This window comes from Enterococcus sp. S53, assembly GCF_016516865.1.
GTDB lineage: Bacteria > Bacillota > Bacilli > Lactobacillales > Enterococcaceae > Enterococcus_D > Enterococcus_D innesii.
Window position 1 is genome coordinate 1 of the sequence record NZ_JACVUH010000073.1, and the last position, 406, is coordinate 406.

Annotated in this window: 1 protein-coding gene; it reads right to left on the reverse strand. The window is 37.9% G+C overall.

The window, feature by feature from the left end:
- The coding region (locus tag IAE45_RS18725) for a prealbumin-like fold domain-containing protein (RefSeq protein WP_267907358.1) at positions 1-370 on the reverse strand (370 nt) is incomplete at its 3' end.
- Between the last annotated feature and the right edge of the window lie 36 nt (positions 371-406).

Sequence of the window (406 nt, forward strand, 5' to 3'; positions counted from 1 at the left end):
TTACAAAACCTTCGCTTGCCACAACTACTTTGGGTTGCCCTTTTGCTGAATATTCAATCGTGAAAGCAACTGGTGTTGTATTCAAAACATATCCTTCGGGTGCTTTTGTTTCAATAAATTGATAGTCTCCTGGTGCTAATTCAATTACCGATACGATTCCTTTTTCGTCTGAAACAAGGCCTTCTTGAATGGTTTTGCCTTCCTTATCAATAACTTTGAATTCTGCGCCAGACAGTGGATTATCTTCATTATTCGTTTTCAACAATTGTGCGGATCCTTTATAGTTTATATAGTCCTCACTTACCGCAACAACTGCCGGTTTACTAGCTGTTGAGGTTTCAATTGTGAAAACAATTGGTGTCGTATTCAAAACATAACCTTCGGGTGCTTTTGTTTCGATAAATTG